This window comes from Pseudomarimonas arenosa (assembly GCF_014841215.1).
Classification (GTDB): domain Bacteria; phylum Pseudomonadota; class Gammaproteobacteria; order Xanthomonadales; family Xanthomonadaceae; genus Pseudomarimonas; species Pseudomarimonas arenosa.
The window spans coordinates 113,611-134,147 of sequence record NZ_JACYTR010000001.1; the positions used below are offsets into that span (position 1 = coordinate 113,611).

General features: G+C 63.3%; 20 protein-coding genes and 1 tRNA gene. 9 read left to right on the forward strand and 12 right to left on the reverse strand.

Features of this window, described 5'->3' with window-relative positions:
• Nucleotides 1-17 precede the first annotated feature (17 nt).
• Nucleotides 18-1,700 (reverse strand): assimilatory sulfite reductase (NADPH) hemoprotein subunit, encoded by a 1,683-nt coding sequence (gene cysI, locus IFO71_RS00525; RefSeq protein WP_192027561.1) that lies wholly within the window; start codon nucleotides 1,698-1,700, stop codon nucleotides 18-20.
• Nucleotides 1,700-3,538, reverse strand: coding sequence for an assimilatory sulfite reductase (NADPH) flavoprotein subunit (locus IFO71_RS00530; RefSeq protein ID WP_192027562.1), 1,839 nt, complete (start codon nucleotides 3,536-3,538; stop codon nucleotides 1,700-1,702). Before IFO71_RS00530 ends, cysI begins: the two co-directional genes overlap by 1 nt.
• A 143-nt stretch (nucleotides 3,539-3,681) precedes the next feature.
• On the opposite strand from IFO71_RS00530, the gene metF reads away from it, so the two are divergent.
• The 3 genes from metF (at nucleotide 3,682) to IFO71_RS00545 (ending at nucleotide 6,257) form a co-directional block, all read left to right on the forward strand.
• On the forward strand, nucleotides 3,682-4,509 hold the full coding sequence (gene metF / locus IFO71_RS00535; RefSeq protein ID WP_192027563.1) for a methylenetetrahydrofolate reductase [NAD(P)H]: 828 nt from the start codon (nucleotides 3,682-3,684) through the stop codon (nucleotides 4,507-4,509).
• A gap of 55 nt (nucleotides 4,510-4,564) precedes the next feature.
• A complete protein-coding gene (locus tag IFO71_RS00540; RefSeq protein ID WP_192027564.1) occupies nucleotides 4,565-5,185 on the forward strand; it encodes a hypothetical protein in 621 nt (206 codons plus the stop codon).
• Between the two features lie 154 nt (nucleotides 5,186-5,339).
• Nucleotides 5,340-6,257, forward strand: a complete 918-nt coding sequence (locus IFO71_RS00545) for a branched-chain amino acid transaminase (protein ID WP_192027565.1) — start codon at nucleotides 5,340-5,342, stop codon at nucleotides 6,255-6,257.
• A gap of 65 nt (nucleotides 6,258-6,322) precedes the next feature.
• On the opposite strand, the gene IFO71_RS00550 is transcribed toward IFO71_RS00545, so the two are convergent.
• The 8 genes from IFO71_RS00550 to IFO71_RS00585 all read right to left on the reverse strand — a co-directional run bounded on the left by IFO71_RS00550 (nucleotide 6,323) and on the right by IFO71_RS00585 (nucleotide 13,107).
• A complete protein-coding gene (locus IFO71_RS00550) occupies nucleotides 6,323-7,624 on the reverse strand; it encodes a sensor histidine kinase (RefSeq protein ID WP_192027566.1) in 1,302 nt (433 codons plus the stop codon).
• Between the two features lie 6 nt (nucleotides 7,625-7,630).
• Nucleotides 7,631-8,311, reverse strand: a complete 681-nt coding sequence (locus IFO71_RS00555; RefSeq protein WP_192027567.1) for a response regulator transcription factor — start codon at nucleotides 8,309-8,311, stop codon at nucleotides 7,631-7,633.
• Between the two features lie 282 nt (nucleotides 8,312-8,593).
• On the reverse strand, nucleotides 8,594-10,216 hold the full coding sequence (locus IFO71_RS00560) for a M56 family metallopeptidase (protein ID WP_192027568.1): 1,623 nt from the start codon (nucleotides 10,214-10,216) through the stop codon (nucleotides 8,594-8,596).
• Nucleotides 10,209-10,604 carry a BlaI/MecI/CopY family transcriptional regulator gene (locus tag IFO71_RS00565; RefSeq protein ID WP_192027569.1) on the reverse strand — a complete coding sequence of 132 codons (396 nt, stop codon included), beginning with the start codon at nucleotides 10,602-10,604 and terminating at the stop codon, nucleotides 10,209-10,211. Before IFO71_RS00565 ends, IFO71_RS00560 begins: the two co-directional genes overlap by 8 nt.
• Before the next feature lie 91 nt (nucleotides 10,605-10,695).
• Nucleotides 10,696-11,169: a hypothetical protein gene (locus IFO71_RS00570; protein ID WP_192027570.1), complete on the reverse strand. Its 474-nt coding sequence runs from the start codon at nucleotides 11,167-11,169 to the stop codon at nucleotides 10,696-10,698.
• A 332-nt stretch (nucleotides 11,170-11,501) separates the two neighbouring features.
• Nucleotides 11,502-12,410: a 30S ribosomal protein S6--L-glutamate ligase gene (rimK, locus tag IFO71_RS00575; protein WP_192027571.1), complete on the reverse strand. Its 909-nt coding sequence runs from the start codon at nucleotides 12,408-12,410 to the stop codon at nucleotides 11,502-11,504.
• A 120-nt stretch (nucleotides 12,411-12,530) separates the two neighbouring features.
• Nucleotides 12,531-12,971 (reverse strand): ATP-dependent zinc protease family protein, encoded by a 441-nt coding sequence (locus IFO71_RS00580; protein ID WP_192027572.1) that lies wholly within the window; start codon nucleotides 12,969-12,971, stop codon nucleotides 12,531-12,533.
• A 62-nt stretch (nucleotides 12,972-13,033) separates the two neighbouring features.
• Nucleotides 13,034-13,107 (reverse strand) — tRNA-Gly (locus tag IFO71_RS00585).
• Nucleotides 13,108-13,211: 104 nt separating this feature from the next.
• Here IFO71_RS00585 and thiS point away from each other — a divergent pair.
• The gene (gene thiS / locus IFO71_RS00590) at nucleotides 13,212-13,427 is read left to right on the forward strand and encodes a sulfur carrier protein ThiS (protein ID WP_192027573.1); all 216 of its coding nucleotides are present in this window, start codon (nucleotides 13,212-13,214) and stop codon (nucleotides 13,425-13,427) included.
• 45 nt (nucleotides 13,428-13,472) lie between these two features.
• On the opposite strand, the gene IFO71_RS22415 is transcribed toward thiS, so the two are convergent.
• Nucleotides 13,473-15,476 (reverse strand): diguanylate cyclase, encoded by a 2,004-nt coding sequence (locus IFO71_RS22415; protein ID WP_192027574.1) that lies wholly within the window; start codon nucleotides 15,474-15,476, stop codon nucleotides 13,473-13,475.
• A gap of 93 nt (nucleotides 15,477-15,569) precedes the next feature.
• Between IFO71_RS22415 and IFO71_RS00600 the strand changes: the two genes are divergently transcribed.
• Genes IFO71_RS00600 through IFO71_RS00610 form a run of 3 tightly spaced genes read left to right on the forward strand, consistent with a single transcriptional unit; the run spans nucleotide 15,570 to nucleotide 18,966 of the window.
• Nucleotides 15,570-16,373: a thiazole synthase gene (locus IFO71_RS00600; protein WP_192027575.1), complete on the forward strand. Its 804-nt coding sequence runs from the start codon at nucleotides 15,570-15,572 to the stop codon at nucleotides 16,371-16,373.
• Nucleotides 16,370-17,134, forward strand: a complete 765-nt coding sequence (gene trmB / locus IFO71_RS00605; RefSeq protein WP_192027576.1) for a tRNA (guanosine(46)-N7)-methyltransferase TrmB — start codon at nucleotides 16,370-16,372, stop codon at nucleotides 17,132-17,134. The genes IFO71_RS00600 and trmB overlap by 4 nt, the downstream gene beginning before the upstream one ends.
• Nucleotides 17,134-18,966 (forward strand): SLC13 family permease, encoded by a 1,833-nt coding sequence (locus tag IFO71_RS00610; RefSeq protein WP_192027671.1) that lies wholly within the window; start codon nucleotides 17,134-17,136, stop codon nucleotides 18,964-18,966. The genes trmB and IFO71_RS00610 overlap by 1 nt, the downstream gene beginning before the upstream one ends.
• 65 nt (nucleotides 18,967-19,031) lie before the next feature.
• On the opposite strand, the gene IFO71_RS21625 is transcribed toward IFO71_RS00610, so the two are convergent.
• Complete coding sequence (locus IFO71_RS21625; RefSeq protein ID WP_332309279.1) at nucleotides 19,032-19,385, reverse strand: Rieske (2Fe-2S) protein; 354 nt, start codon at nucleotides 19,383-19,385, stop codon at nucleotides 19,032-19,034.
• Between the two features lie 76 nt (nucleotides 19,386-19,461).
• On the opposite strand from IFO71_RS21625, the gene IFO71_RS21630 reads away from it, so the two are divergent.
• Together IFO71_RS21630 and IFO71_RS00625 are read left to right on the forward strand one after the other, a co-directional pair.
• On the forward strand, nucleotides 19,462-19,746 hold the full coding sequence (locus tag IFO71_RS21630) for a hypothetical protein (RefSeq protein WP_225444261.1): 285 nt from the start codon (nucleotides 19,462-19,464) through the stop codon (nucleotides 19,744-19,746).
• A gap of 16 nt (nucleotides 19,747-19,762) precedes the next feature.
• Nucleotides 19,763-20,461: a fumarylacetoacetate hydrolase family protein gene (locus IFO71_RS00625; protein ID WP_192027579.1), complete on the forward strand. Its 699-nt coding sequence runs from the start codon at nucleotides 19,763-19,765 to the stop codon at nucleotides 20,459-20,461.
• Nucleotides 20,462-20,537: the final 76 nt, after the last annotated feature.

Genomic DNA, 20,537 nt, shown 5'->3' on the forward strand with positions numbered 1-20,537 from the left:
CATATCGTTCGAGTTGCTCATGCTGCCACCAGCTGACTGGCAATCTGGCGCGGATTGGCGGCCACCAATCCGGCACGTAGCAAGAAGTCACCGAAGCCCTCGCCCTGATCGCGTTCGGCGGCGTAGCGGGCAAACATCGGTTGCAGGGTTGCCAGCACTTCCTCTTCGTCGATGTTCTCGCGGTGCAGCTGGTTCAGCCGCTGACCGCGGGCGTCGCCTCCCAGCAGCAGGTTGTAGCGCCCGGGGGCCTTGCCGACCAGGGCAATCTCGGCCAGGTACGGACGCGAGCAGCCATTCGGGCAGCCACTGATCCGAAACACGATCGGCGCCTCGCTAAGGGCATGTTGCGCCAGCAACACCTCCAGCTTGCGCACGATCTCTGGCAGGTAGCGCTCGGCCTCGGCCATTGCCAGACCGCAGGTCGGCAGCGCTACGCAGGCGATTGCCTTGCGCGCCAGCTGACTCTGTCGACGATCGCCGTCGAGACCATGCTTCTTCACCAGCAGTTCAATCCGCGCCTTCTGCCTCGGCGAAATGTCCGCCACAACAACGTTCTGATTCGGTGTGAGGCGAAAATGGCCTCGATGCACACGGGCAATCTCGCGCAGGCCCAACAGGCGGCTGGCCTCCGCCGTATCGGCCACGCGCCCGGCCGGTATGCGTAGGGTCAAGTGCCAGTGACCGTTGTCACCCTCGACCCAACCGAAGCGATCGCCGTTGTGCTCAAACTTGAACGGGCGCGCCGCGGCCAGGGCGAAGCCTGCGCGCTTCTCCACGTCCGCCCGGAACGCCGCCAGCCCTACCGTTTCGATGGTGTACTTGAGCCGCGCCCGCTTGCGTACGGCACGATTGCCCAGATCGCGTTGCGCGGTGACTACCGCCTCCGCCACCGCCTTGACCTGATCACGACTGACAAAGCCAAGCACCTGAGCCAGCAGCGGATAGGTCTCGGGGTCACCATGGGTACTACCCATGCCGCCACCCACGGTGAGGTTGTAACCGGCGACTTCACCGCCCTCTTCGATCGCAATGAAGCCGAGATCGTGGGCCAGCACATCGACATCGTTCAGCGGCGGGATGGCGAACGCTGTCTTGAACTTGCGCGGCAGATAGCTCTGGCCGTAGATCGGTTCGTCCTCGCTGCCGGCGACCTGCTCTTCGTCGAGCCAGATCTCGTAGTAGGCGCGCGTGTTCGGCAGCAGATGTTCACTGACCGCGGCCGCATCTTCATTCACCGCAGCATGCAGCCGACTCAACTCGGGGTTGGCGCCGACCATGACATTGCGATTGACGTCGCCGCAGGCAGCCAGGGTATCGATCAAGGCCTGGTTGATGGCCTGCATGGTCGGCTTCAGCGCGCGCTTGATCACACCATGAAACTGAAACGCCTGTCGGGTGGTCACTCGCAGTGTGCCGTTGGCGAAACGGGTGGCGATGGCATCGAGTTTGAGCCACTGCTCAGGGCTGACCACTCCGCCCGGGGTGCGGGTGCGAATCATGAAGCTGTATGCCGGCTCAAGCTTCTGTTTGCGGCGCTCTTCACGCAGATCGCGATCGTCCTGCTGGTAACTGCCATGAAACTTGATCAGCACCTGATCGGATTCGGCAATGGCGCCGGTCACCGGGTCATTCAGGCTCTCGACCAGGGTGCCGCGCAGCGCCCGGCTGCCGCGTTTGATGTCTTCGACATTACCGGCCATCAGTACACATCCTTGTGATAACGCCCTGCCTGCTGCAGCTGGCGCAGATAATCGTCGGCCGCGTCAGGGCTGCGGCCGCCGTGGTCGATCAGCACATCACGCAGCGCCTGATGCACGTCCTTGCCCATGGCGATCGCGCCACAGATGTACAGATGTGCGCCCGATTCCAGCCAGGCGTACAGCTCGCGGCCTTGTTCGCGCAGGCGGCGCTGCACATAGATTCGCTCGGCCTGGTCTCGCGAGAAGGCCAGATCGATCTTCTGCAGGTGACCGCGCTGACGTGCCTGCAGCCACTCGGCCTGATAGAGGAAATCGCTGGCAAAACGCTGCGCGCCGAACACCAGCCAGTGGCGACCTGAGCCGCCATCAGCCACCCGCTGCTGCAGAAAGCCGCGATACGGAGCGATACCGGTGCCGGCACCGATCATGATCAGATCACGTTGTCCATCGGCCGGCAGACGAAAGCGCTCATTGGCTTCGATGAAGACTTTCAGCTTCTGGCCTTCTTCGCTGCGCGCCAGATGGCTGGACGCCGCGCCAAGGTGAATCCGGTCGCCCAGGGCATAGCGCAGCACATCGACGGTCAAATGCGCTTCTTCGCCGACCTCAGCACGACTGGACGCGATCGAATAGAGGCGCGGCGTCATCGGCCGCAGGCTCTGAACCAGTGATTCCGCCGTCCACTCAGCCGGCCAACGGTGCAGAGCATCGATCAATGGTGTCTGTGCCACCAATTGGGCGGCCTTGTCGTTGTCGGCCAGCAGGGCGCGCAAGTGGTGATCATCGCGACGCTCGGCCAAGGCGCTGAACACGCTACGGGCGCCGCGGGTGATCTCGCGTTGCTGACTCAACCACTCGCTCAACAAGCGTTTCTTGCCGCCCACCTCAACCTCGGTGGCGCCATCCAACGCAGTAGCTTCAAGCACGGCAGCGACCAAGGAGGGCGGATTGTCTGCCCACACACCCAACGCGTCGCCCGGTTCATAGCTCAGGCCACTGCCAGCCAGATCCAGCTCGATGTGCCGCACATCCTTTTCACTGTCGCGTCCGCTGATGCGTTGCTGCGCCAGCAGTTCAGCAGCGAAGGGATTGTCGCGACCATAGGCGCTGCTCGCCACCGCACGACGCAGCGGCGTCACCGTGGCCTTGGTCGGCGCGCTGCTCTGCGTGCTGTTCAGCTCGCGCAACTTCTGCAGCAGACCGGCGCGCCAAGGCGCGGCCACGGTCTCGATGTCGATATCGGCGTCGGCCCGGTCATTCAATCGCTTGGCGCCAAGGGCCAGCAGTCGAGCGTCAATCTGCTTGCCGATCTCGCAGAACTTGGCGTAGCTGGAGTCGCCGAGACCGAGCACGCTGAACTGCAGCTGCTTCAGCTCGGGGGCGCGACGTCCAAGCAGGAATTCGACAAAACCCTGGGCGTCATCGGGTGGGTCGCCTTCGCCCTGGGTACTGATCACCACGCTGAGCAGGCGCTCATCCTTCAGCTCGCGCAGCGGATAGGCATCGGCGCGCAGCAGTCGCACACTGAGCCCGGCTGCTTCGGCATCGGCGGCCAGGGCCTCTGCCGCACGCTTGGCATTGCCGGTCTGACTGCCGTAGATCACGGTCAGCCGTTGGCTGGGCACCGCCTCGCTGACGGCCGACGGCTCGGCAACCGCTGCCGGCAACGGCAGGCCGGCAGCCGCGGTTCCACGTGCATGGGCCAAGCCGGCAGCATAGCCCGACAGCCACCACAGAGCGGTCGGTTCTAGACCAGCCACGGCACGCGACAGGGCTTCAGCGTTCTCGGCCGGCAACAGTTCGGGCAATCGAGGCAGGGCAGACATGGCGCGTCCCATGATCGGAATGCAGCGATCTTCCGCCCGTACTGCCCCTTAACGGAAAGAACCAGCCGTTATCGAGTCATGCGGCGCGGACACCTTCTATCGCTTTATCCGCACAAAGAGATATGCTGAACCCTCGCCCGAGACCATCTCCTGTCATGACTCCGATCAGCTTTGAGTTCTTTCCGCCGAAAACCGATGAGCAACGCGCCCAGTTGGATGTGACGGTCGCCGCCCTGAAGGGTCGCAGGCCCGAGTACGTGTCGGTTACCTTCGGCGCCGGCGGCTCAACCCTGAGTTACACCCCGGATACCATTCGCCGCCTGGGCGAGTACCACGGCCTCGACGCCGTGCCCCATCTCAGCTGCATGGGCGGCACCCGTCGCGAGATCCGCGAGTTGCTCGACCACTACAAGGATCTCGGCTGTCGACGCGTGGTGGCCCTGCGCGGTGACCTGCCCTCCGGCATGGCCACCTATGGCGATTTCCGCTACGCCTCCGATCTGGTGACCTTTATCCGGGAGGAAACCGGCGATCATTTCCACATCGAGGTGGCCGGCTACCCGGAGGTGCATCCCCAGGCCGAGAGCGCCGAGTCCGACCTGCGCCACCTGGCGACCAAGGTGAAGGCCGGCGCCAACGGCATCATTACCCAGTACTTCTTCAACCCTGACGCCTATTTCCGCTTTCTCGACGATACTCGACGGCAGGGCATCGACTGCCCGATCGTGCCGGGCATCATGCCAATCAGCAATTACTCGCAGCTCAAGCGCTTCTCTGACATGTGCGGCGCCGAGATTCCGCGCTGGATCAGCAAGCGGCTTCAGGGCATGGCCGACGACGTCGCCTCGATTCGCGAGTTCGGTGCCGATGTAGTGGCAGCGATGTGCAAACGACTGATCGCCGGCGGCGCCACCGCCTTGCATATTTACACCCTGAACCGGGCCCGGCCGACGGTCGCCCTGCTGGAGCGACTGGATCACTGAGCGTTGGATCAGATGTGGCAGACTGCGCCTTGCCTCAGCAACCTCGGCTTCGGCCATGCAGAAAGTCGCAACGATCAGTTTGGTGGTGAGCGTAGTTCTGCTCGCAGCACTGGGGGGCGATACTGCCTTGGCCCAGGACGCCATCGACGAATTGGTCTATCGCTGCGAGGATGCACAGGGCCATCGCATCTATAGTGATATGCCCTGCCATCAGCTCGGCGCAATGGCCCTGCCCTCGGTGCTGCAACCGCAATCGCCCGAGCCTTCCGAACCAGGCTCGGACGCACAACCGCCGTCGGCCAACGAGCCGCTGCCAACGCCACGTGAGGCCGAGGGCTGTCCCGGCAGACAGCCGGAAATGCTGGTGGCCAACCTTATCGAGGCCGCCGATGCCAAGGAGCTGAATCGTCTTGCTGCTCTGTTTCATTGGCCAGCTGCTGGTCGCGGAACGGTGAAGCGGGTGTTCTCGATCGCCGAACGACTGGCCGCAGCGGCGCCTTTGCTTGGCAATCTGAAACGGCGTGAGGACGAAGATGCCTGGTTGTGGGCTGGCCTGCCGCCACCTGACAAACCGCCGCTGCCCATCGTGTCCGTTCGCTCGATCGCCCAACCCTCAGTGCAGCAGCAATTCGAATTGATCGAGAATGCCGGCTGTTTCTGGCTACTGCCGCCCTGACAGGCTGCTGAAACGAGCACTTCAGCAGCCTGACAATACGCGGAGCGAACACGAGCATCGCTGACTCTTGCCGGAACTCCGTCCGCCACCGATCATGGATACCTGAGCCAGCGGCACCCCGCAGCCGCTTTCCCATCACCGCTGAGGACTCCTCATGGCGCAGAAATACCCGGAACACATCTGGCACAACGGCGAGTTCAAGCGTTGGCAGGACGCCACGGTACACGTGATGGCGCATGCGCTGCACTACGGCTCCTCGGTGTTCGAAGGCATTCGCTGCTATGAAACACCCAATGGCCCGATGATCTTCCGCCTTGGCGATCACCTGAGGCGACTGTTCCTGTCGGCGAAGGTGTACGACATTGCGATGCCCCACGACGAGGCCACACTGGCCGAGGCCTGCCGCGAAGTCGTCAAGCGCAATGGCCTGAAATCGGCTTATCTGCGACCGGTGGCGTTCCGTGGTCTGGGCGGCTTTGGGCTATCGGCCGATACTCCCACCGATGTCGCGGTTGCGGCCTGGGAGTGGGGCCCGTATCTCGGCGCCGGGGTGCTGGAATCCGGCATCGACGCCATGGTGTCGAGCTGGCAGCGAATGGCGCCGAATACCATTCCCAGCGGCGCCAAGGCCGGCGGCAACTATCTGTCGGGCCAATTGATCGCTCGCGAAGCAAGACGGCTGGGCTTTGGCGAGGGCATTGCCATGAGCAATACCGGCCTGATCAGCGAAGGCGCGGGCGAAAACCTGTTCCTGGTCATCAATGGCAAGCTCAATACGCCACCGGTATCGGCCGGCATTCTTAGCGGTATCACCCGCCACACCGTGATCACCCTGGCCAAGGAGGCCGGAATCGAAGTGATCGAACGCGACCTGCCGCGCGAAACCCTGTACTTCGCCGACGAGGTGTTCATGTGCGGAACCGCCGCTGAAATCACTCCGCTGCGCTCGGTCGATGCCAAGCAGGTCGGTGCAGGCAAGCCGGGACCGATGACCCGCACCATTCAGAGCGCCTTCTTCGGCCTGTTCAACGGCAAGACCGAAGATCGCTGGGGCTGGCTGGACAAGGTGTAGCCAGCCGGCTGACGCAACCAGAGCGGCCTGCATGAGCACGGCAGGCCGCCGCTTTCTGCCAGCTATCAGCGCAGCAAACGCAAGGTCGCGATCGCACCGCCCTCGGGGTTCGGCGCCAGGCTCACTTCCCAGCCGTACAGATCGCAGAGCCGGGTGACAATCGCCAGACCAATGCCGGCGCCCTTGCTGCCCAGGCTGGACTTACCACGGAAGCCACGCTCGAAGAGCTGACGCGCGTCCTCTGGATCGATGCCCGGCCCGTTGTCGATGATCTCCACCCGATCTCGCAGCACCCGCACCCGAACCGCCCCCTCACTGGTGTACTTGACCGCATTGCCCACCAGGTTGTTAAGGGCCACCGACACCACCGACTCCGGCGCATCGATCACTACATGCGGTCCGTCTTCCAGCTGCAGCGTCACCGGCTTGTTGCGCAGGGCCAGTCGATGGGTATCAATCAATTGCTCGACGATCTTGCGCAGATCCGCTGCCCCGTGACCACGCTCGCTGCGCGACAGGGTAAGCAGGGCGTCGATCAGATCGCTGCATTGCGCGACGGCGCGTTCGATCCGGGCCAGTCGCAGGGCGGACTTGTCATTGAGATCCGGCTGCGCCTGCATCAGCTCGGTGGCGCCGCGAATCACTGCCAGCGGCGTGCGCAGCTCGTGGCTGACGTCGGCGTTGAACTCGCGATCGCGCTTGACCAGTTCGGTGAGTTTGGCCGAATAGTCGTCAAACGCTGCGGCCAGCTGACCGACCTCGTCGTCGGCGAAATAAGGCGCCAAAGCTTCGGGCTGACCGCCGCCGGCAAAACTCTTCAAGCGCGTTACCAAGTCGGCCACCGGCTGCATGACACGACTCGACGACCAGATACCCAGCAGCACCGCCAATACCGAAAACACCAGAATGGCGCCCAGCAGTGAAAGCAGAAGGTTTCGCTCTGACAGCGTCTCCTGGGTGTAGTCATAGCGCAGAAAGCTGATGATATCGTTAGCACGATGCACAGCAAGCTTATAGTTAAGGCGTTCGCCTTCGTTCTCTTCGCTGAAATCGTAGACTCCGGTCTCCAGCTTCTGCCACTCATAGGGCATGTTGGCAATCGTGCGCGGGGAGCGCACCCAGATCAGAATCTGCCGTGAGAACTGATACTGCGCCTCGGGAGAGGGGTTTTCGCGCTTGAATTCGACGAAGTTGGCCGCTTCATTGGCCAGCCAGGAATCCACCAGCTGGTTTTCGATGTTACCGCGCAGAAAGAAGGTCGCGATCGCAAACAGCGAGGTAAGCCCAACGCCAAACGCTGCCAGCGAGGCGATGATACGGCTACGCAGCCGACGGCGAAAAAGCCGAGTCTTAGCCTCCGCAGCCAAGCCGGTTTAACCTGCTGTTTCGGGGGCAATGCGGTAACCGATGCCGTGCCGAGTGTGGATCAAGGGCCGGCCAAACGGCTTGTCAATCGCAGCTCGCAATCCGTGAATATGTACGCGCAAGCTGTCCGAATCGGGCAGTTCCTCACCCCAGACGCGGGTTTCCAGGTCCTGTCGCGTCACCACGGAGGGCGAGGCTTCCATCAACGCCTGCAGGATCTTCAGCGCGGTCGGATTGAGCGTGATCGACTTGCCCTCGCGCACCACCTCGAGGGTGTCGAGGTTGAACTCCAGATCATCGACCTGCAGCACTCGGGGGCCAACACCCTTTCCTCGTCGCGCAATTACCTGCAGCCTGGCCTTCACCTCCTGCAAGGCAAACGGCTTGACCAGATAGTCATCGGCGCCTGACTCGAAGCCGGCCAGCTTCTGTTCCAGCGCATCGCGCGCGGTGAGCATCAGGATCGGTGTGTTCTTGCGCGCCTCCTGACGCAGCTTGCGACACACTTCGAGCCCGTCCATGCCGGGCAAGTTAAGGTCGAGCACAATGGCATCGAACTCGTTCACCACCGCAAGGTGCAGACCTGTCACGCCATCGGCGGCGAAGTCGACGGTGTAGCCACAGTCTTCGAGAAAGTCGCCGAGGTTGGCGGCGATGTCCTGGTTATCTTCGATCACTAGAATTCGCATCGGCCAAGCCTACCCTGCGCCGCGCAAGCGCGCCATCTCCGCGTGTGGGTCTGGCGCCCCAAGGAAGGTCTGAACAAGTCCATCCTGGAGTCTTCAGCCGCGCCGAGTTCGGCTCAGGTCCGAACTCGTCTTACGCTGATCAACAACTTACGTTGTTGATTGCGGCGGTGCATGCGTGCACCGCGGGAATTGCTGAACGTATTCCGAGATTCCCTGGCTGCGGCTGCCATTCGGCTGAGTCATTGATCCGGCGAGTCAAACACTACCTCGCCGGAGCAATGGTCATCGACGGCACAACCGCGTGCCGGTGGAAATGTCGCACTGTCGGTGGCTGTCGGCAACCGAGTTACCGGCCGTCAAGGTGAAGTCAAACCGCTGAACGCGTCGTTCCGATGAAGGGTTGCCGGGCTGGAAGCGCCATTGCGTGAGTGCCCGTTCAGCTGCGCGCACGAAACTGTCGTTCGGAGAGCTCGATTCAACCCGTATGTCCTGCACGCGGCCGGCCGAATCCACGCTGAAGCTCAACTCGGCAAAGCCTTCGGTTCCGCTGCGTCGCGCAGCGATCGGATAGGTCGGCGGCGGTGCGTTCAGCGGCCTCAGCCAATCCACCGGCGACTCGGGCAACGCCGCTATCACCTTGCTGCGCATCAGCGGCCGCAATTCCAGCGCTTCAATGGGCTCGGCCACCGCAGTGCTTTCACTCGCGGGCGCCACTTCGATGGGCGCTGACGTCAAGGGGAGGTTTGCAATCGGCATTTGGGCGGGCAACACCGGCGCACTTACCGGGTTTGCGATCATCGCCAGGCCTGGCGCCTCGACCCCGGCCAGATCGCGGACCGACAGATCGATGGGCGCCACTTCCGCCGGTCGAAACGCCTCGACAACCAGATCGGCAACCGGCAATTTCTCCCACAGCGGGGCGATCGGGGCCATACGCAGGGCCGCCAGCACCGCGAGCAGGGCCAGGGTCATTGGCAATGCGCGCAGCAGGCTATCTCGCGGGTCCTGTATACCCGGTTCACCCACCAGGCGGCGGATTCGATCGAGCAAATGCCCGCCCGATGCGGCCAAGCCCAGACTGTGCTCTCGGTGCAACTCGGCGGCGGACAGCAAGGCCCGCGCGTAAGTCAGTCGATCGGTATGACGGCAAGCAACGCGCTCATCGCAGGCCAATTCACGGTCATGGCGGATCGAACGCGCCATCCAGTGCACCACCGGGTGAAAGAACAGCAAGGTCTCCACCACCAGTTGCAGCGCATTGAAGAGGAAATCGGCACGCCGGATATGGGCGAGTTCGTGCTCCAACAGAAGCTCAACCTGGGCGGCCGGCAATCGTGCGGCCATGCCAACCGGGAACAGAATGACCGGCTTCAACCAACCGATCAGCAACGGACCTGCTACTTCGGCGGATTCCAGCCAACGCACCGGCCGACCGATACCGGCCTGTTCAAGAATATCGGCCCAGCGCCGCTGCCAGGCCGACGGAACGGCGCCCGCCCGTGAAACCACCTGTTGCAGATAGCGCCACTTCCAAGCCGCCCGCGCTCCGAGCACGACGACTGCAATCATCCATACCAGGGCGATCGCAGCCAGCCCTTGGGTCAGCCAATCCAGCTCAGCACTGACCTGGAAAACGCGCATGACCTGCTGGGTCCCCTCGCCGGCCAACCCGACCACCGCCTGAGCCGGAGATTCACTGGCCAAGACGGTTAGGATGGGCAACAGCAAGCAGGCGAGCAGGGCGCTTTCTCCAAGCCAGATGCGGAACACCGGCTTGGCCCGGCTCAGTGCCCAATGTCCCACGGCATACAGCAACCCGATCAGACAAATCTGCCACACCGAGTGCAGCAGGGCCCAGCCAACGTGTTCCACCCAGGGCCAACGTTCGAGAGCGAGTTCAAGCATGATCAGAACCCTCCAGTCGATCCAGCAACTGGCGAATCTGCGCTAGCTCCTCACTGGAGGGCGGCTGTTCGCCGCCCAATGCACGCATCACCAATTGCGCGTTGCTGCCGTCGAACAGGCGCTGCACCAGATCGGTCATCACCCGCTTCTGGGTCGCCGACTTGCTGACCGACGCGCTATACACATGGGCACGCTGGTTCTCATCGCGCCGAACCAGGCCCTTGCCGTGCATGACCTGCAGCATCTTCAGTGCGGTGGTGTATCCGGAGTCGTCACCGTACAGGGCCTGGTGCACTTCTCGTACCGTCGCCTCACCGAGTTCCCAGAGGACCTTCAGAATTGCCAACTCGGCTTCGGTGGGTTTGGCGCTGGGCGGACGCGGACTCATGGGACGACCTCGAATCAGTCAGTAAACACAGCGCCAGCCCGGTGGGGCTGGCGTGCCGCGAGCGTAGCATTACCAGCCCCGCTTGGAAGCCTCAGTCAAGCGGCGCTTTTACGTCATTGCCCTGATTCTGGATCATGATCTGCCGGGCGGCATCCTGCTCGCGGCGCCGCTGGCCGACGGTCTTGCAGACATTGGTCGGAATGCGGCTGCCGGTCTGGGTTTCGCGCCGACACACCATCCGACTGTCGGCAGCTGCCCGGCTGAGAATCGAGTTGACCAGCTCTTGATCGTTGAACACGGCCACCTTGTCGCTCTCGTGCAATTCAGTCACGGCGCTGACCTTGGACAGCTGTTCGCCGAGGCGCTCAAGGGCCGATAGCACCGCCTTACGCTCCTCGCCATCGATTTCGCGGTAACGGGTGCCGTTGGCGATTTCGGCCTCGATCGACTGCCGCTGTTTGGCAAACTTGGCCGGCTCCACCACCACCGCCTGCTCCTTCGCGGCGAACGCTGAGAGAGAAAGGGCCATCAGGGAAGCAGAGAGCAAAACGCGCACGACAGTCATGTTCGGGGCCTCAGAGTAGGGGCCTCGATACTACGACAAAGTTCGTACGAAAACACCCCCTAGCAAGCTGCTGAGGCTCACGGGCAATAAAAAGGCCCGCGAGGGCAAGGGGGAACGCGCCTCTCGCGGGCCTAAAGCTACTGCCCCGATTACCGTAATCTGCAAGTCACGACCGACTTTGGAGTGTCGAGCAATGGATTGCGGTAAGGGCCAATGTACTTGGAACCTGATTAAAGTCCCGTTAAACGCGCGCCGCCAGTGTGTTAAGCAGAAGTGAACCCGAACCGGTGTTCAGAGCACGGCAGGCAAAGGGCCATATGTACTTGTTTTTGTTACTTTCCCTTCGCCCCAGGACGACGACGACGGCGCTTTACGGAGTGGTCAACGTAGTCGATGATCGACCCGGCCACGTCCTCACCCGTAGCCCCCTCGATACCTTCCAGTCCGGGCGATGAGTTGACCTCCAGCACCAGTGGACCGCGGCGCGAGCGCAACAGATCAACGCCCGCCACATTCAACCCGAGCACACGTGCGGCGCGCACGGCAGTATCGATCTCCTGCTCGCTGAGCGGCACTTTCTTGGCACTGCCGCCACGGTGCAGGTTGGAGCGAAACTCGCCCTTCTTGGCCTGGCGCCGCATCCCTGCCACCACCTTGCCACCGACCACAAAGCAGCGCACATCAGCACCGTTGGCCTCGGCGATGAACTCTTGCACCAGAAAGTTGGCGTACAGGCCACGAAACGCCTCAATCACACTGCGCGAAGAACTGGCGCGCTCGGCCAAGATCACGCCCGTTCCCTGGGTTCCCTCATTGAGCTTGATCACGTGCGGCGGCTCACCGAGCATCTGCAACAAGTCGTTGGTGTCGTCCGGATTGTCTCCAAACACGGTGCGCGGCAGACCGATCCCCTCGCGAGCCAGGATCTGATGACAACGCAGCTTGTCGCGAGCGCGCAGCACGGCATCGGAAGGGTTGGGCGTGTACAGGCCCATCATCTCCAACTGCCGCAGGACAGCGGTTCCATAGAACGTCACCGACGCACCTATCCGCGGAATCACCGCATCGTAGTCGGCCAGGGCCTTGCCCTTGTAATGCATCTCGAACTGCCCGGGCTCGATCCGCATGTAACAGCGCAACGGGTCGAGTACGCGCACGGTGTGCCCGCGCAATCGCGCCGCTTCAACCAATCGTTGTGTTGAGTAGAGCTGGGCGTTGCGCGAAAGAATCGCCAACTTCATGGATCGGCACTCGAGTCAAGGGAGGGGGGGGATCGGTGCCGCTCCGTCTGCCACAGACGGTCGCTGGAACCCAAGGAAATTCTAAGGACTCGGAGCCCAACTCAGCAATCGCGACAAACCCTACCGGCGATGCTTTTTCACCTGCAGGACGAAGGAGCGAGACGGGTCGACCTGCCATCGACCGGCCAGGGCGGTGCGGCCGAGCAGCATCGGGAAAAGCATGCGCTGCCGACTGGCGAGATTGACCTCGATCGGGTATCGCTCGCCACCGATCTGAAGCTCGGTGCGCACGAAGATCCGCACCGTAGTGTGACCGCCCGAGTCGGTCACTTCACGGCGGTCAAGCACCTCGGCGTCGGCCGCCACCGACTCGCCGTCCTCAGCCAGTCTGACCACGAAACGCACACGTTCGATGCCGTCCTGATGATAGGTCTCCATGCTGTCGACATGCAGCGAGGAACTGCGCGCACCGGTATCGACCTTGACCCGAATTCCCGTGATGCCCAGGTCGGGCAGGTCGACAAGCTCTCGCCAGCCCAGCCGGCGAAGCTTACGTTTCATGACGGGCGCACCGGCGCCGGAACTGGGGTCATTCGTGGGCGCAGCCGTGGGCGGAGAGACGATGGAGCGGGTGATGGGAATCGAACCCACGTCGGAGGCTTGGGAAGCCACTGCTCTACCATTGAGCTACACCCGCACGTTGGCCGCGATCATAGCGACAGGCCTGCAAGCTCGCAATCGGCCGCCGGCAAGCTACACTGTGGGTTCGACCAACCTGTCACGCTCTGAGCTGCCCCGCGTATGAACCAAGCGCTACTCACCATCCTTGTCAATGGTCAGCCGCACCGCTTGCCGACCCCGATCAGCGTGGCGGAGCTACTGGTTCAGCTCGGACATGAGCAAAAGCGGGTGGCGGTCGAACTTAACCGAGAGATTGTCCCCAAGAGTCGGCATGCAGAACAGCAACTGGCTGATGGCGACCAGTTGGAACTGGTCCACGCGATGGGCGGCGGCTGAGATCAGCCGAGCAAGGCAAGCGGGAAAGTCGAAGCGCAGCCGCAGTCAGCGAGGCGTTGCCTGCCCAGCCAGCACCACACGGTTGCGGCCCAAGGTCTTGGCCTGATAAAGCGCCGCATCGGCTTCATCCAGCAATTGCTCCGGCCGGTTCAGGCGACGCCCCTCCAGGCTGGCGACTCCGGCACTGATGGTGATCGAGGGCAGCTCGCGTACCGGCATACTGGCCACCGCCTGACGAAGCCGGTCAGCCAGCGCCGCCGCCTGATCGCGGTCGACGTTTGGCAACAGCACAGCAAACTCCTCGCCGCCCCATCGGGCCAGCGCTGTGCCGCCGCGCAGCGCATTGCGCAGCACCTCAGCCACCTCGGTCAACACCGAATCACCGGCCGCATGACCAAACTTGTCATTCACCTGCTTGAAATGATCGACATCGAGCAACACCAGGGACAGATCCCGCCCCTGCTCGCTGGCTTGACGCCAGTGCTCGCCGAATCGGCGACTGAACTCACGCCGATTGGAAATTCCGGTGAGCGGATCGGTACTGGCAGCCATAGCCAGGAGTTCCGCCTTCTGCTCAAGTTGGTGGTGGGCGGCTTGCAAGGCGGCCTGACTTTGCTGCAGGGCGGCATTCGAAGCCCCCAGGGCCAGGGCTGAACGACGGCTCTCACGGTAGCGCAGGGCCAGCATCGCCAGCACCGCCAACAGACTGAGACTGATCGCCCATCCGGTCCAGCGCTGATTGCGCTCTTCGCGCAGGCGCATGCTGCTGATTTCGTTGTCGCGCTTGAGGATCTCGATCTCACGCTGCGCTTCACGCGCCCGATTCTCCGACTCCAGCACGGCCAGCCGCCGATTCATGTCGAGCCCGCTGATTTCCTCCTGCAGTCGCAGGCCCTCCTGCGCCAGCGCCAGCGCGCGCGCACTTTCGCCGGCCTGCACAAGCAGCGGCAGCAGCTCGCGATAGCTGGTGTAAAGCTGTGGTCGATCGTCGCCGCTTTGAAAGTAACCAAGCGCGGTGTCCCATAGCGCTATGGCATCGTCGATTCGTCCTTCCAGGGCAGCAATGCGCGCTAGTTCGGCGCGGAAATCAGCCAGGGTGCCGGATTGCGAAATTCGCTCGGCGATGGCTGCGCCCTTCTCCAGCACGTCGCGCGCTTCCTGCACCTGCCCCATGCCGAGCAAGGCCCGGCCGCGCTCCAGCGCGGCGTAGGCGCGACCAGGCGGGCTGTCCATGCGCTCGGCCAAACGTTCGGCGTCGAGCGCCCAGGACAGTGCCCGCGAGTAGTCACGACTGAGATTGGCAACCCGAGCGATGCTACCCAGTAGCGGCGCTTCGCGGTTCGGGTCGCCCAGCCGTCGCGCTTCAGACAGACCGCGATCGAGATGGGTACGCGCCGTTTCATATTCGCGCAGACCGGCATAGAGCAGGCCCAGATAGTGGTAGGTACGCTCAAGCTCCGCCTTGGCACCCTCGGACTGCAAGCGCAGACTCTCATTCAGGGCCTCCAGGGCAGCCGAGTAGTCTCCCTTGTTCAAGCGAATCAGGGCCAAGTGGGTGAGCATCGAGGCCATACCATCGCGATCACCGAGCTGGCGGAACAGGCCCAATGCCCGCTCCAGACCGGCCATGGCAGCGCCGAGGTCACCGGTACGCCGATCAAGCAGGGCGATATCGGCCTCAGCCCGGGCCAGCGCCGCACTGTCACGCCGCTTCGCGGCGCGTTCCAGCACCTGGGCATAGCGTTGCCGTGCCTCCGCATAGTCGCCGCTGCGGAAGGCGATCTGTGCTCGCCGCCGGTCGATCAGATCGAGGCTGAGTGGATCGCTGAAGTCGATGGCGGCCTGCTGCAGTACCGCCACCGCGCCCTCGGCGTCGCCGCGTTCGGCGCGTCGACTTGCATCCAGCAGCCGTGCCGACACCCCGGTCGCGCCCTCGACCTCCTGTTCAATCTCGGGTTGTGTTTGCGCATCAGGGTCAAGTCGCGCGTGGGCGGACCCCAGGGTCAAGGCAAGCACGAGGCCCGGCAATAGCAAGCGGAGATAGGACACGAATCGATCATCAGTGGCGCAAGTGCATCAGCTTACTCGCAACGGCAATCCTGGCGGGTGCCCAGAGTGCGCCGCTCAGGCGATAATCGGCCCATGACTAGCCAACACGACGCCCCGAACCGCGACCCGCTGATCATCGCGGGCAAGTCCTATCACTCCCGCCTGCTGACCGGCACCGGCAAATTCAAAGACTTCGAACAGACCCGGCTGGCCACCGAGGCGGCGGCGGCTGAAATCGTCACCGTCGCCATTCGTCGCAGCAATATCGGCCAGGACCCCGACCAGCCCAATCTGCTCGACGTGCTGCCGCCGGAGCGCTACACCCTGCTGCCGAATACTGCCGGCTGCTACAACGCCGACGACGCCGTACGCACCTGCCGCCTGGCACGCGAACTGCTCGACGGCCATGCCTTGGTGAAACTCGAGGTTCTGGGCGACCAAAAGACTCTGTTCCCAGACGTGGTGCAAACCCTGCGCGCGGCCGAAACTCTAGTGGCCGATGGCTTTCAGGTGATGGTCTACACCTCGGATGATCCGATCATCGCCAAGCAGCTGGAACAGATCGGCTGCGTGGCGGTGATGCCGCTGGCGGCGCCGATCGGCTCGGGCCTGGGCATCCAGAACCGCTACAACCTGCTGGAAATCATCGACAACGCACAGGTGCCGATCATCGTCGACGCTGGCGTGGGCACGGCCTCGGACGCCTCGATTGCGATGGAGCTGGGCTGCGATGGCGTGTTGATGAATACCGCCATCGCCGGCGCGCGCGATCCGGTATTGATGGCCAGCGCCATGCGCAAGGCCGTGGAGGCCGGGCGCGAGGCTTTCTTGGCCGGGCGCATTCCGCGCAAGCGTTATGCCAGCGCCTCATCGCCGATCGAGGGAGTGATCGGGTGAAAGCCGACGACCCGAACCCGGGCAGCCCGCCGGACGATGCCGCCCGGCACCGACCGATCCGAAGCTTCGTCCTGCGCCAGGGTCGATTGACCCCGGCGCAGGCGCGGGCCATGGAAGAACTTTGGCCGCGCTTCGGATTGCAGCCGCAAGGCAAACCCATCGACTGGACCGAAGTGTTCGGCCGCGACGCAGCGCGCGTGCTGGAGATCGGCTTTGGCAATGGCGAAGCCCTGGCCTGGGCGGCCGCGCGCGAACCGCAACGCGATTTCATCGGTATCGAAGTGCATACGCCGGGCGTTGGCCGACTGCTCAACGCGCTGGATAGCGCGGGTGTCAGCAATGTCCGACTGTTCAACCACGATGCCGTCGAGGTCCTGCAACAGGATGTTCCAGCGGCATCGCTGGACGAGATCCGCATCTGGTTTCCCGACCCCTGGCACAAGAAGCGCCATCACAAACGGCGTCTGATTCAGCCGGCTTTTGTCGCTCTGCTGGCCAGCCGACTGAAACCAGGTGGACTGCTGCATCTGGCCACCGACTGGCAAGGCTATGCCGAGCACATGTGGGATGTGATGGACGCCAGCGCCGAATTCTCCAATCTGGCCGGGCCGCGCGCTGCACTGCCGCGACCCGATAGTCGACCGCAGACGCATTTCGAAACGCGCGGCCAGCGACTCGGTCATGGCGTGTGGGACATCGTGTACAGGCGATTGGAGACACCGGCCGCAGCTCTGCCAGCCAGTCAGCCGAAGCCGCCCTGATGTCGGGCAGCGCGCTCACCACCGACATGATCATGGTGCTCTGCCTGGTCGGCTTCACCATGCTGATGTTCACTTGGGAGCGCTTGCGTCCCGATGTCACCGCCCTGCTGGTTCTGGTTGCCCTGGGCCTGTCCGGCCTGGTGCCGGGCGACCAATTGTTTGACGGTTTCGCCGGCAACGCCGTCATCAGCGTGCTGGCCACCATGGTGCTGGGCGCCGGCCTGGACCGCGCTGGCGCCCTGCACCGCCTGTCCGGATTCCTGCTTCGCGTCTCCAATGGCGTTGAGCGTCGGCTGATTCTGACCACCTCGGCGGTGGCCGGCGCCTTCAGCGCTTTCATGCAGAATCCGGCGGTGACCGCCCTGTTCCTGCCGGTCGCCTCGCGGCTGTCCTCGCGTACCGGTGTACCGGTGGCGCGCATGCTGTTTCCGATCGCCGCCTGCGTGATGATGGGCGGCGGCCTCAGCATGGTCGGCAACTCTCCGCTGATTCTGCTCAACGATCTGTTGGTGGCCGCCAATCGCAATCTGCCTTCCGGCGTCGCCACCCTGGACTCGCTGTCGATGTTTGCCCCCCTGCCGGTCGGCATTGCCCTGCTGGCCTTGGGCCTGATTTACTTCGGCCTGCTCGGCCGGCGCTTCTTTGGCCGCGCCGAAGACAAGTCGGTGGCTCCGGGCCGTACCGAGAGCTACTTCGCCCGCACCTATGGCATCGAAGGTGATGTATTTGAACTCACCGTCACGTCGGAAAGCCCGCTGGTCGGCATGTCCGTGGCCGAGGCTGAGGCGCAGGCGTCCGCGCCCTTGTTGCTGGCACTGAAAACCGGCAACGAATCGCGCCTGGCGCCGCCCGGCGACAGCATGATCTGGGTCGGCAGCGTGCTCGGTGTGATGGGTCGCCGCGAGCAGGTCACTGACTTTTCTCAGAACAATCTGCTGCGCATGAGCTCGCGGCTGCGCAACTTCGGCGACCTGTTCAATCCCAGCCGAGCCGGCATTTCCGAGGCCGTGGTGCCGCCGAACTCCACACTCATCGGCAAGACCTCCACCGAGCTGCAGCTGCGTAAACGCTTTGGCATCAGCCTGCTGGCGATCAATCGCGGCGAAGAGGTGTTTCGCGATGAAGTGCGCAGCGCTGCCATCAAGCCGGGCGATCTGCTGGTGTTCCACAGCATCTGGCGCGATCTCACCCTGGCCTCGGAGCGACGCGACTTCGTTGTTGTCACCGACTACCCCAAGGAAGAGCAGCGGCCGCACAAGTTGGCGCATGCCCTGCTGATCTTCGCCGGCGCCATTCTGCTGTCATTGAGCGGCCATATCCCGGTGCCGGTGGCCCTGATGACCGGCGTGGTCGCCATGCTGATCGCCGGGGTGATCAATATGGACGAGGCCTATGCCTCGATCCAGTGGAAGACCATCTTTGTCATGGCCTGTCTGATTCCGCTTGGCTGGGCGATGGAATCATCTGGCGCCGCCGCCTTTATCGCCGCCGAGATCTTCGATCGCTTCGGCCAGCTGCCACATTGGCTGCTGCAGTTGATCATCGGAATACTGACCACCCTGTTCGGCTTGGTGGTGAGCAATGTCGGCGCCACCGTGATCATGGTGCCGATGGCTATCAACCTCGCCATCTCGCATGGTGATGCGCCGATTCCCTACGCCCTGATCGTCGCGCTGTGCGCCTCCAACAATCTGATCTCGGTGTCCAATCCCGTGTTGGCCATGGTCAGCGGGCCGGGCAATTATCGCGGCCGTGACCTGTTCAGGGTCGGCGCCCCGCTAAGCCTGCTGTATATCCTGGTGGTTATCGGCGTGGTCAACCTGATGTACTGAACAGCAGCCTTATGGGGTGTGCCCTAGGCGCAATGAGGCAGGCCGATAGCAAGCCATACATTGCGTCATGCGATGCCCTGAGCGGCTACCCTGACCTCACCCCCGTGCACCTCAATGGCCACCTCGCTCAGGCTTTGCCCGCGACAGGGACCGAGCACGCAGCGGCCTTCCGGAATACTGAAACTGGCGCCATGGGCAGCACAGATCAACAAACCTGACTCGATCAGGAACTTGCCCGGCGCCCAATTCAACGAGCGGCCGGCATGCGGACAGACATTGTGGAAACAACGCACCATCTCACCAGCCCGCAGCAACAGTAGCTCTGCCGGCCCCGAGGCCAACACGGCCTGACACTCCAGCACGCCACCGTCCGGAATCTCCTGAACCTTGGCCAACGCTGCGCCTTCGACTTCAGTCACTTGTTCTTCACTCCCTTCGTCGTGATACTGCACGCCCTGCCTGTGGGCGGGCACAGTTTGCCATGAGGATTCGCCCTTGATTCGAATGACCGCTTTCCGTTGCCTGATGCGTCGCCACCCGCTGGCACGTGTCGCCCTCGCCGTATTTGGCCTGGTTTTGATCGGCTTGTTCTCGGTGCTGGCCCTGGCAATTGGTGCGGTGGTGTTTGCCGTCATTCTGATCAAGCGCGCGCTGGGCGGCGCCCACGGTGCGGTGCGGCCGATCCGTCAAACTCCGCGCGGCGCGGCCAGCACTGAGGTGCTTGAAGGCGAGTACCGCGTCATTCAGCACCGCAACTCGCAGTGGACCTCGCCGACCTGAGGCCAGTGGCGCCGCCTTGAACACCTTGTTCCCCCCAGCGCCTGCGGTACTGGTGCCGATCGCGGGCAGCGAGCAGTCGTTTCCGGTGCGCCGGGTTTTTTGTGTCGGACGCAACTATGCCGAACACGCCCGCGAGATGGGCATGCCGGTGGAGCGCAACAGTCCGATCTTCTTCTGCAAGCCGGCCGACGCCCTGGTGCTGCCCGGCCATGATCCGCACTACCCCAGCGCCACCCAAGACGTGCACCATGAAGTGGAATGGGTGCTGGCCATCGGTGCTTCCGTGCCACTGGATTCAAGCCCGAAAGAGGCGATCAGCGCCGTGATCGGCCATGCCATTGGCCTCGATCTGACCCGCCGCGATCTGCAGGCCGGGGCGAAGCAGAAGGGGCAGCCCTGGGATACCGCCAAGGCCTTCGATGAATCGGCACCGATCAGCGCGCTGACGCTCTGCCCCGGCGACGCCCTGCCGACCAGCGGAGCCCTTTGGCTGGAGGTGAACGGCGACCTGCGCCAACAAGGCGACCTCAGCGACATGCTGATGACGCCGGCCGAAATCGTGGCCGAACTGAGCAGGCTGTTTGCACTGAAGCCTGGCGATCTGATCTTCACCGGCACACCGGCCGGCGTCTCGGCGCTGCAGCCCGGCGATCACTGGCGAGCGGGCCTAGGCGATCAGTGCCTGATGCAAGGTCAGATGCTGCCAAGACGCTGAGCTCAGCCTCGCGGATTTGCTCGCTCTGCCCTATTCTGCCTCGGCGCCCGCAGGCCCGCGGCGCTACTTCACAGGC

Bases quoted from the DNA above. Each gene is read 5' to 3' on its own strand.
- IFO71_RS00600 (WP_192027575.1), top strand. From the start codon at position 15,570: ATGACTAGCCAACACGACGCCCCGAACCGCGACCCGCTGATCATCGCG.
- metF (WP_192027563.1), top strand. From the start codon at position 3,682: ATGACTCCGATCAGCTTTGAGTTCTTTCCGCCGAAAACCGATGAGCAA.
- thiS (WP_192027573.1), top strand. From the start codon at position 13,212: ATGAACCAAGCGCTACTCACCATCCTTGTCAATGGTCAGCCGCACCGC.
- IFO71_RS00570 (WP_192027570.1), bottom strand. From the start codon at position 11,169: ATGACTGTCGTGCGCGTTTTGCTCTCTGCTTCCCTGATGGCCCTTTCT.
- IFO71_RS00530 (WP_192027562.1), bottom strand. From the start codon at position 3,538: ATGGGACGCGCCATGTCTGCCCTGCCTCGATTGCCCGAACTGTTGCCG.
- IFO71_RS00545 (WP_192027565.1), top strand. From the start codon at position 5,340: ATGGCGCAGAAATACCCGGAACACATCTGGCACAACGGCGAGTTCAAG.
- IFO71_RS00565 (WP_192027569.1), bottom strand. From the start codon at position 10,604: ATGAGTCCGCGTCCGCCCAGCGCCAAACCCACCGAAGCCGAGTTGGCA.
- IFO71_RS00580 (WP_192027572.1), bottom strand. From the start codon at position 12,971: ATGAAACGTAAGCTTCGCCGGCTGGGCTGGCGAGAGCTTGTCGACCTG.
- IFO71_RS00560 (WP_192027568.1), bottom strand. From the start codon at position 10,216: ATGCTTGAACTCGCTCTCGAACGTTGGCCCTGGGTGGAACACGTTGGC.
- rimK (WP_192027571.1), bottom strand. From the start codon at position 12,410: ATGAAGTTGGCGATTCTTTCGCGCAACGCCCAGCTCTACTCAACACAA.
- IFO71_RS00540 (WP_192027564.1), top strand. From the start codon at position 4,565: ATGCAGAAAGTCGCAACGATCAGTTTGGTGGTGAGCGTAGTTCTGCTC.
- IFO71_RS00555 (WP_192027567.1), bottom strand. From the start codon at position 8,311: ATGCGAATTCTAGTGATCGAAGATAACCAGGACATCGCCGCCAACCTC.
- IFO71_RS00610 (WP_192027671.1), top strand. From the start codon at position 17,134: ATGTCGGGCAGCGCGCTCACCACCGACATGATCATGGTGCTCTGCCTG.
- cysI (WP_192027561.1), bottom strand. From the start codon at position 1,700: ATGGCCGGTAATGTCGAAGACATCAAACGCGGCAGCCGGGCGCTGCGC.